6 protein-coding genes, 1 tRNA gene and 1 pseudogene are annotated in these 10,113 nt (G+C 59.3%); 5 read left to right on the plus strand and 3 right to left on the minus strand.

Annotated features, from left to right (window positions below):
- On the plus strand, positions 1 to 719 hold a 719-nt coding region (locus G113_RS16185), incomplete at its 5' end, for a hypothetical protein (protein WP_005907169.1).
- 306 nt (positions 720 to 1,025) lie between these two features.
- Here G113_RS16185 and G113_RS16190 read toward each other — a convergent pair.
- Both G113_RS16190 and G113_RS16195 read right to left on the minus strand, forming a co-directional pair.
- Positions 1,026 to 1,101, minus strand: a tRNA-Thr gene (locus tag G113_RS16190).
- Between the two features lie 85 nt (positions 1,102 to 1,186).
- Complete coding sequence (locus G113_RS16195; RefSeq protein ID WP_005907170.1) at positions 1,187 to 1,927, minus strand: phosphatase; 741 nt, start codon at positions 1,925 to 1,927, stop codon at positions 1,187 to 1,189.
- 502 nt (positions 1,928 to 2,429) lie between these two features.
- On the opposite strand from G113_RS16195, the gene G113_RS16200 reads away from it, so the two are divergent.
- The 4 genes from G113_RS16200 to G113_RS16215 all read left to right on the plus strand — a co-directional run bounded on the left by G113_RS16200 (position 2,430) and on the right by G113_RS16215 (position 9,761).
- Complete coding sequence (locus tag G113_RS16200; RefSeq protein ID WP_005907173.1) at positions 2,430 to 3,083, plus strand: TetR/AcrR family transcriptional regulator; 654 nt, start codon at positions 2,430 to 2,432, stop codon at positions 3,081 to 3,083.
- A gap of 46 nt (positions 3,084 to 3,129) precedes the next feature.
- Positions 3,130 to 5,454: an acyl-CoA dehydrogenase gene (locus G113_RS16205; protein ID WP_005907175.1), complete on the plus strand. Its 2,325-nt coding sequence runs from the start codon at positions 3,130 to 3,132 to the stop codon at positions 5,452 to 5,454.
- Positions 5,455 to 5,620: 166 nt separating this feature from the next.
- Positions 5,621 to 8,683 (plus strand): efflux RND transporter permease subunit, encoded by a 3,063-nt coding sequence (locus tag G113_RS16210; protein WP_005907177.1) that lies wholly within the window; start codon positions 5,621 to 5,623, stop codon positions 8,681 to 8,683.
- Between the two features lie 52 nt (positions 8,684 to 8,735).
- On the plus strand, positions 8,736 to 9,761 hold the full coding sequence (locus G113_RS16215) for an efflux RND transporter periplasmic adaptor subunit (protein WP_005907179.1): 1,026 nt from the start codon (positions 8,736 to 8,738) through the stop codon (positions 9,759 to 9,761).
- A gap of 85 nt (positions 9,762 to 9,846) precedes the next feature.
- Here G113_RS16215 and G113_RS16220 read toward each other — a convergent pair.
- Positions 9,847 to 10,113, minus strand: a pseudogene (locus tag G113_RS16220) (pyruvate kinase alpha/beta domain-containing protein); the annotation flags it as partial.

Genomic DNA, 10,113 nt, shown 5'->3' on the forward strand with positions numbered 1-10,113 from the left:
TGAAGGTAGACCTGATCCTGTTGCTACACCGCTACGGCTTCCCACCCGTGGCCAACGATGAAGTTTACAAGAGCGTGTTGGAGCAGGCGGAGAACTTCAAAAAATTCTCACCCTCCATCAAGACCATACCAAGTCGTGGCAATAACCTTAGAGGCAAGGGTAATTGGCGTAGTTATATCGATATTGGAGAGAAAAGGCTCTATCTTGCGCTGCGTTTGGGGCACGTTGATGATGTGCATCATCTAGGCGTTCTAAGCATAAAGCTCGATATCCCCTACAGTGAAAATTTTGCCGCAATGAGCCTGATGAACGACGTTCAGGACTTGATGCATTCCGGCATTAAATCACCAGAAACGCTGGATGCCGTGATTACCTGTGTGGCATATCTTGACTCCATTCTTAAACCTGAGAAAGACCTTGCCAAAAAGCATGGTCTGGAGCTGATTTTTGCGCTGGATAGAGCCAAGGCGGGCAGTACCGAGTTGTGGATGCAGGTATGTCTGATCGCAGGGAGTGTAGGCGCCATAGCTATGCCCGCACTGAAGTTCCTGGAAAATTATCCAGCGTATTCAGATGGTTTTGAAAGATTAAAGGCCGATTTGGCTAAGCGCTTGAAGGGTCCCATTGAATCTTCAGCTAATGCTAAAGAGTCTGTGATTGTCCTGGATGTCTCATTTCGCCAAGCTCTCAATGAAAAGAAAAGAGGTAGATTGCAATAATGTTTTACGTGGCTGAACACTATTAAACATGATGAGGAAACCTGTACTTACAGGTTTTTAGGAAAACCCAAGGCTGTACATAACTCTGCGTAGCCCCATCCATTACAGGTGACCGCCTGAGCGGTCACCGAATTCGATAAGAAAGCCAACACTCTTTCCTTTCCCGCATAGGGCAAGCAAGTCAACAGCGAGTTGAGTGGGTGTTGGTGCAAGTCTATCTCTTGCTTAATGTGGTACCCCATGTGGTACCCCAAGCAAAAAACTACAACATTCCGTTTTTTATAAATCATAACCTATTGTTTTATATGGTGCCGGTAGCAGGAGTCGAACCCGCGACCTTCGCATTACGAATGCGCTGCTCTACCAACTGAGCTATATCGGCGTCGGTCTAGATTCCCGAAAATGCCTTGGCAAGTCAATGTGCCTGAATCATTTTTATGAGTCGGCTCATGGTGTTACGGGACGGTTCAGAGATCGGCAAATTCCGGGATATGGGCCCGACCCCGGCTTTCGAGAAACGCGAGCAGGGCGCGGGGGGAGCGGGCCAGGACCCGCTCTTCGGGGAAGCCCGTTTCGGTCACCAGACGCTGGCAATGTTCGAAGTCGCCGACACTGAAGGCGACATGGGAGTCGGATCCGAAGGTGAGGTAGGCTCCCAGATCCCGCGCCGCTTCGACGATGGCACGGCAGTTATCTTCACTGCCAGACCGGGAGTGGATAAAGGAGGAGTTGTTGACCTCCAGCGCGACCCTATATTGTGCGGCGGCCCGTACTACGGCCTGGATGTCGATGGGAAAGGCGGGGTTGCCCGGGTGGCTTATCATGTCGACCCGGCCGCTCTTGATGGCGTTGATCATCGCCTGGGTGTGGGTCGCCTTGTCGCAAGGGGGGAACACGGGTTCATGGAAGCCGGCCATGATCATGTCGAGGCGGGATTCGTAGCGTTCGGGAAAGTCTATCTCCCCGTCCAGATTCTTGATGTTGGCTTCGATGCCGCGCAGTATGCCGACCCCGTCGACGACTCGTGGCAGTACATGCAGGTTGACGAAGTGCCAGAAGTGGGGAGCATCGGCCATGTCGGGACCATGATCCGTGGTGGCAAACAGCTTGATCCCTTTGGCCTTGGCGATCGGCAAGTAGTCGTGGATGGTGCTGTAGGCGTGGGTGCTGGCGACCGTGTGGGTATGGGTGTCGACTGTGTATTTCATGGCGTTCCCCTTGATATTCAAGAGCGCCAGCATAGCAAATAGGGGAGAAGGGGGCCACGAAGAGGGCTTGTCATACTCTGTCACAATTGCCTGCAAATCTGACAAAGTTTGCCCGAGATGCTTGGGTAGTATGTGCTCATCGATGTGCAGCCTGAACTTCCATCGATGGGTTGGGTCAGGACGACGCAACCTCCTTTCCCCACCGTCGCTCTGCGGCGGTTTTTTTTATCTCTTTTTTACCTTTCAAATGGATGGCGCGCCTGCCTAGAGGCAAGGTTCTCCAGGCGTTGTCGTGAACATGGCCATAAAAAAATGCCCAATCAGCACGGGGCTGGTTGGGCGAGACTTAATGTTTAATTGCAGTGGCATAGATATAGAGTGCGTTCTTTGGTCAAAGTTCAAAGTTTTTTAATAAAACATTTCCCTAACCTCCGTTCACATTCTCTTGACACCCCAGGCTGTGAAACGTACTTTTTAAACATTCGTTTAAGTGGGGTGCACAGTGAGCAAGATTGATACCAAGAACCGTATTCTCGATGCTGCCGAGGTGTTGTTTGCCGAGCGGGGGTTCGCTGATACCTCTTTGCGTCTGATCACCGGCGAGGCCGACGTCAACCTGGCGTCGGTGAACTATCACTTCGGCTCCAAGAAGGAGCTGATCCAGGCGGTGCTGGACCGTTATCTCTCCCTGTTTATGCCGGAGCTGGACGCCAAACTGGTCTCCCTCATGGAGCAAGACGAGTTAACCCTGCTGCAAGTGTTCGAGAGCTTCGTCGGTCCCCTGATGAAGCTCGTTGCGGTACGCCACAATGGACCGGCGATCTTCATGCAGCTGCTGGGCCGTGGCTACATCGATAGCCAGGGTCACCTGCGCCGCTTCATCACCGGTCATTATGGCGCCGTGTTGCAGCGCATCACCCTGGCGATTTCCAAAGCCAATCCTGAGCTGACCCCGGCAGACTTGTTCTGGCGACTGCACTTCACCCTGGGCACTGTGGTATTCACCATGGCCTCTGCCGATGCCTTGCGCGACATAGCCCAGGCCGATTTTGGCCAGCGTCTCGATGTGGAAGCGCTGGTGCGCAACGTTATTCCTTACCTGGCCGCCGGTGTCGGTGCGCCGGTGGAGTCGACCAGGTTATCCCTGGCTGTCTAATCAAAACAATAAGTTAACGGAACTGTGAAATAGAGGGAACTGAACCATGATCACATTGCTTGTCCTGCTGGTGGTGGCCGTTGCGGTAGTGCTCGGCGTCCCGGCTATCCGTAAGAAGCTGGTGACCCGTCCGGTCTTTGGCATCTTCAAGAAGATATTACCGCCCCTGTCTGCCACCGAGCGCGAGGCCATGGAGGCGGGCTCCGTCTGGTGGGATGGGGAGTTGTTTCGTGGCAACCCGGACTGGAAGAAATTGCATGGCTACGGCAAGCCGGCCTTGAGTGCCGATGAGCAGAGCTTCATCGACAATCAGGTCGAGACCCTGCTCGCCATGATTGACGACTTCAAGATAGTCAACGAGACCAAAGACCTGCCCGAACCTGTCTGGGATTATCTGAAGAAAGAGGGTTTCTTTGCGCTGATCATCCCAAGATCCTACGGCGGCCGCGAGTTTTCGGCGATAGCCAACTCCACCATAGTGACCCGGATCGCCACCAAGAGTCTGAGCGTGGCGGTCACCGTCATGGTGCCCAACTCGCTGGGGCCGGGGGAACTGTTGATGCACTATGGCACTCAGGCCCAGAAGGATTTCTGGCTGCCGAGTCTGGCCAATGGCAAGGACGTACCCTGTTTCGCCCTGACCGGGCCGGAAGCCGGTTCCGATGCGGGAGCCATCCCGGACAAGGGCATCATCTGCAAGGGGCTCTATAAGGGGGAGGAGGTGCTCGGCATTCGCCTCAACTGGAACAAGCGCTACATTACCCTGGCGCCACGCGCTACCGTGCTTGGGCTGGCGTTCAAGCTCTACGATCCCGAGCAACTGCTGGGCGACAAAGAAGAGCTGGGTATCACCTGTGCCCTGATCCCGACCAGTCACCCCGGTGTGCGCGTCGGCGATCGCCACTACCCCATGGGGCTGGCGTTCTTGAACGGTCCGACTTTTGGCAAGGATGTATTCATCCCCATCGACTGGATCATCGGTGGGCCTGAGTATGCAGGACGTGGCTGGCGCATGCTGGTCGAGTGTCTCTCCGCCGGGCGTGGCATCTCCCTGCCAGCTCTGGGCACCGCCTGTGGCCACATGGCGAGTCGCACCGTCAGTGCCTACGCCTATGTGCGCAAGCAGTTCGGCATGTCCATCGGCAAGTTTGAAGGGGTGCAAGAGGCCATGGCGCGCATCGGTGGCCTCACTTATCAGTTGGAAGGGGCGCGTCGCATGACGGCCGGTTCGCTGGATCTGGGTCAGGCGCCGGCCATCGTTACCGCCATTTCCAAGTATCACATGACGGAGATGGCGCGCCAGATCATGGATGATTCCATGGACATCCATGCCGGTCGCGCCATCCAGCTGGGCCCGAAAAACTACACCGGCTACGCCTACATGGGCATACCGGTCGCTATCACGGTGGAAGGGGCCAACATCCTGACCCGCAACCTGATGATCTTCGGCCAGGGCGCTACCCGCTGTCACCCATATGTGTTCGCCGAGCTGGAAGCGGCGGCAGATCCGGACGGTGAGCGCGGTCTCGAGAAATTTGACGGCCTGCTGATGAAGCACCTGGCCTTCGGTGCCGGCAACTTCTTTGGTGCCCTTGGCCAGGGGTTGACCCTGGGCCGCTTCAACAGCGCCCCCGTGGGCGGCGAGACGGCGCGTTATTATCAGCAGCTGTCACGCATGAGCAAGGCGCTGGCCCTCTGTGCCGACATCTCCATGCTGATGCTGGGTGGCGATCTCAAACGCAAGGAGATGATCTCGGCGCGTCTGGGGGATGTGCTGAGTCATCTCTACCTGGCCTCCTCGACCCTCAAGCATTACGAGGATCAAGGCCGCATGGTATCGGACCTGCCCTTCGTCCAGTATGCCCTGGAGCGTAACTTGCATCTTATCGGCAAGGCGTTCGATGGCTTCTTCCAGAACTTCCCGAGCAAGGTCGTTGGCGCCCTGCTCAAGCGCGTGGTCTTCCCGTTTGGCATTCATTATCAGATGCCAGCCGATGACCGTTGTCACTCAATCTGCCAAGCCATGATGAAGCCGGGCGAGTTCCGCGATCGCCTCACCGCCTTGTGCTATGTGGGCAAGAATGAGCAGGATGCCGTCGGTCAGATGGAGCGTGCCTTCCTGGCTATGGTGGCGGTGCAACCTTTGGAGAAAAAGATTGCCCAGGCCCAGAAAGAGGGGCGTCTGCCCCGCAAGCTGGCGATTGCTGATCTGGTGAGCCCAGCCCTGGCCCAATCCATCCTGACCCAGGCGGAGGCCGACCAGCTGCTGGCCGCCGATGCCCTGCGTTACGAGGCCATCCAGGTTGACAATTTTGCCCCCGGCGAGCTCGAGTCCATGGGGCAAACCACCCGGGTCGACGACGCGGCATAAGATTTTTTCCTACTGTTTCAACCGGCCTTGATGGCCGGTTTTTTTGTTTGTATTTCGAGCATTTACAATTAATTGGATTTCCAGTGTAATGATTTGCCCCCTTACCCTTGGGGCAGGAAGCAGGCCCGCGGAGCGGGCCAATAACAACAAAATCAGGGAAGATGAAATGAATCTCGCCAAGACGGCGATCGAACGCCCCATTTGGGTGGCGGTCTCGGTCGTGCTTATCTTTTTGGCAGGACTGCTCAGCATGGGCAGCCTGCCGGTACAGCTATTTCCCGACATCGACAGGCCCCATCTCAACATTTCTGTCTCCTGGCGTTCGGCCTCGCCCCAGGAGATGGAATCCGAGATAACGGACCCCATCGAGCAGGAGCTGCAAGGGGTGCAGGGGCTCAAGAGCCTGACCAGCAACAGTTATCCCGGCTTCGTCGAGATGGATCTGGCGTTTGCCATCGGCACCGACATGCAGCGGGTCCAGCTGGAGATCATCTCTCGCCTGAACCGGGTCTCCAGTCTGCCGGACAACATAGATGGTCCCTATCTCAACAACTACAGCAGCAATGACACCCTGACCTTCTTCTTCATCCAGCAGCTGCCGGGGGCCAAGGGTGCCATTGATGATCAGCAGCCGCTGATCGAGTCCAGAGTCAAGCCTGAGCTGGAGCGCATCCCCGGGGTATCCACCGTGGAGATTGATGGTATCAATGCCCGCCAGATCCAGATCCGCTTCGATCCCTACCGCGCCGCCGAGCTGGGGGTCGAGATCCCGGTGCTGGCAAGCCGTGCCGCCACCGGCTGGGACGTTTCTGCCGGTACCCTGGACATAGGGCGCTGGGAGTACAAGCTGCGCTTCGCCGGCCGTTATGACGTGGAGAGTCTCAAGGAGAAGGTGGTGGACTGGCGCGATGGCCTGCCCATTTACCTGCGCGATGTGGCGGAGGTGCGACTGACCCGGGAAGACTCCCCGGTGCTGCGCATCCAGAATGGCAATCAGGCCATCTCAGCCCAGATCTTCAAGGAGAACGGCGCCAATGCCCTGGCGGCTCTGGAGGCGATCAAGGCCAAAGTAGACGAGCTCAACCGCGAGGTGCTCGAACCCGCCGGGCTGCACATGGAACAGTCGTTCGATGCCTCTCTCTACATCAATCGCGCCATCCACATGGTTACCGCTAACCTGGGACTGGGGGTGCTGCTCTCCTGCGCCATCCTCTGGGTCTTCCTGCGCCAGCTCAAGGCGACCCTGATGATCGCCCTCGCCATTCCCATCAGCATCATGCTGACCCTCTGCCTGCTCAAGCTGATGGACAGAACCCTCAATGTCATCTCCCTGGCCGGGATAGCGTTCGCGGTGGGCATGGTGCTCGATGCTGCCATCGTGGTGCTCGAGAGCATCTATCGGCGCCACGAACGAGGTGACATCGACAGGGCGGGGGCGGCCCTGGCCGGGACCAGTCAGGTGTGGGCGGCCCTGGTGGCCTCGACCCTGACCACGGTTGCCATCTTTTTGCCGGTGCTGCTGCTCAATGATGTCGAAGGCCAGCTGTTTGCCGATCTGGCGCTCACCATCGCCAGTGCCGTCACCGTCTCCATGCTGGTGGCCGTCTCCGTGCTGCCGGCCGTGGCGTCGCGCTGGATGGGGCGGGAGAGGCTGGCGGATCCCTATGACTGCTATTGGCGGCGGGCAACGGCGCGCATCCTCCACTGGACCCGCACCCCGGCGCGGCGCTGGACCATCATCTTCGTCATGATGAGCTTGCCGATGCTGGCCAGCTGGGCCCTGCTGCCCAAGATGAACTACCTGCCGGACGTGAAGCGCGACGCCATCGATGTCTGGATGAGCTTCACCCCCGGGGTTAACCTCCGGGCTCAGCGTGAAGAAGTGATAGACACCCTGATAGCCCGCCTCGACCCCTACATGAAAGGGGTCAAGGAACCCGCTCTCAAGAACTACTACATCATGCGCTACCCGGGCGGGGCCCAGATTGGCGTGCGGGCCAAGGATGATGGACGCATCAAGCAGCTGGAAACCCTGCTGATGAAAGAGTTGTTGCAGGGCATTCCCGATACCCGGGCCTTTGGCGGCCAGGGGTCACTGTTTGGCGGGTTTGACAGCGAGAACGGGGTCGAGCTGCTGCTCCAGGGCGGCGCCCTGCCCGAGCTGTACCAGGCGGCACGGGCGGCCATGGAGATAGTCAAAGGGGATCTGCCGGGCGCCCAGGTGCGGCCAGAGCCCTCCCTGGACTTCACTGCACCCGAGCTGCGGCTGGTGCCGCAAGATCGGCGACTGGCGGAGGTGGGTTGGGATCGAGGCCCCATGCCGACCATCATCCAGACCTTCGGGGATGGCCTGCGGGTTGGCGAGTATTTCGATGGCGACGAGCGGTTTGACATCCTGCTGATGGGGCAGACCTCGGGCAACCCGGACGATCTGAAGGCGGTGCCTCTGGCAACGCCCCGGGGTGGCATAGTGCCTCTGGGGGAGCTGCTCCGGGTCGAACATGACATGGGCCCCTCAGGCATCTTTCGCGCCGATGGCCGTCGTAGCCTGAGCCTGCATATTACCCCGCCAGAGGGGATGAGCATGGAACAGGTACTCGATACCCTCAAGGGCAAAAGCTTTGCCCGTATCCGCCCCCTGCTACCCGCCGGGGGAGAGCTGCGGGTCTTTGGCTATGCCGATAGCCTGCAGCAGGCGCTCGGCAGCCTGGGCAGTATCTTCCTGTTTGCCCTGGTGATACTGCTGGTACTGCTCTGGGGTCTGTTTGCCTCGGTCAGGGATGCCCTGCTGGTATTGCTGACGCTGCCGCTCGCCACCGTCGGTGGCGTGGTCGCGCTCAAGCTGAGCGGGCTGGTGGTGCCGCTACCGATGGATCTGCTCACCATCATCGGCTTCGTCATTCTGCTGGGCCTGGTGGTCAACAACGCCATCTTGCTGGTACATCAGACCCGCACGGCCGAGCGGGAAGGGTTGGCACGGGGGGACGCCGTGGCCGATGCACTGCGTAGCCGGATGCGCCCCATCGCCATGACTAGCCTCACCAGCATCTTCGGCATGCTGCCCTTGATGCTGAGTCCGAGCGCGGGCAGTGAAATTTATCGGGGGCTGGCCACCGTCATCGTTGGCGGCATGAGCTGCAGTACCTTGTTTACGTTGATATTGCTGCCTGCTTTCTTGCGTCTGGGAGAGCGGGCGCCCGTGACCGCACCGCTGCGCCAGCGCGCCTGACCGGGGCTTGAGAAGAGGAGTGTCGGATCCATGGAAAGGAAAGGAGAGGGATGTGAATAAAATCATTGTCGGGGTCGTCCTGCTGGCCAGTTTGCCGCTCTGGGCCAAGCCAGTCACCTTGGCCGAAGTGACGCAAGGGGAGGCCGGGGCCAGCCTCTGGGTCAGTGGCACTGTGGCCAGTCGCCAGCAGGCCGAGCTCAGCGCCGAGCAGAGCGGTCGGGTCGAGTGGATAGCCGATTTTGGCAGCCGGGTCGAGGCGGGGCAGGAGCTGCTGCGCCTCGACAGCACGGCACTGCGCCTCTCTTTGGAGCAGGCCCGCGCCGAACACGCCAGGTGGGCCAGCAGCCTGCGTTTTGCCAAGGCGGAATTCGAGCGCCAGGACAAATTGCGCAAACAGAACAACGCCTCACTCAGCCAGTTCGACAAGGCGAGGCTGGAGGTGGAGCAGGCCAGTCTGGCGCTGCAGCTGGCGAGCATAGCGGCGCGCCAGATAGAGGAGCAGATCCGGCGCAGCCACATCTATGCCCCCTTTGATGGGGTGGTCAACCATCACTTCATTCAGCCGGGGGAGCACGTGGATGCAGGGGAGAAGGCCCTGGAGCTGGTCAATCCCGATGCGCCGGATATCCGATTGCAGGCCCCCATCGACTGGGCCCTGCGTCTGGCGCTCCAGACCCGGCTCAAGGTTGAGGGGGGAGCACTGCGCGGCGAGGCGACCTATTACCAGCGGGCTGCTCGCGCCGATCCCAACTCCCGCCTCATCGAGTTGCGGCTTACCCCCGTGGAGGGTAGCTACATCATAGGGGCGCCGGTGCGTGTCGCCCTGCCCCTTGGCGAGCAGCAGACCATGCTGCTGCCCCGGGATGCCCTGGTGCTCAATACCGAGGGCAGCGTTGTCTATCGGGTGCAGGGGGAGGGGGATGCCCTGACGGTGAGCCGGGTGCCGGTCACCATTTTATTTGGTGACGAGCGCCAGGTCGCCATCAGCGGGGCGCTCAAGCAGGGCGACAGAGTGGTGGTGCGCGGCGCCGGCGCCCTGAGCGATGGGGACAAGGTGGAGCTCTATCGCGGCAGTTAATGCCTTAGTCCCCCAAGGCTGGTGGTGGGATGACAGCCACAAAAACGGCTCCCTCGGGAGCCGTTTATCAGCATGATGGGGCTCGTTACTCGACCATCATCACCTTGCAAGTGTTGGTGCTGCCGACGGTCTCCATCTTGTCGCCGTGGGTCAGCAGGACCATGTCCCCGCTCTTGAGCAGCCCTTTGTCCTTGAGCACTTCCAAGGCCTCGCGGCACACCTCGTAGACGGGGCGGCTCTCATCGGCATCGAACAATACCGGGGTGACGCCGCGGTAGAGGTTGGTCCAGGAGAGGGTCTTGGCGTGGGGAGACATGGGCGAAGATTGGCAGGCCGGAGCTGATGCGTGACA

Origin of the sequence: Aeromonas molluscorum 848 (assembly GCF_000388115.1) — a bacterium.
GTDB classification, from domain to species: domain Bacteria; phylum Pseudomonadota; class Gammaproteobacteria; order Enterobacterales; family Aeromonadaceae; genus Aeromonas; species Aeromonas molluscorum.

Coding starts and splice junctions, on each gene's coding strand:
- G113_RS16195 (WP_005907170.1), bottom strand. CDS start 1,927: ATGAAATACACAGTCGACACCCATACCCACACGGTCGCCAGCACCCAC.
- G113_RS16205 (WP_005907175.1), top strand. CDS start 3,130: ATGATCACATTGCTTGTCCTGCTGGTGGTGGCCGTTGCGGTAGTGCTC.
- G113_RS16210 (WP_005907177.1), top strand. CDS start 5,621: ATGAATCTCGCCAAGACGGCGATCGAACGCCCCATTTGGGTGGCGGTC.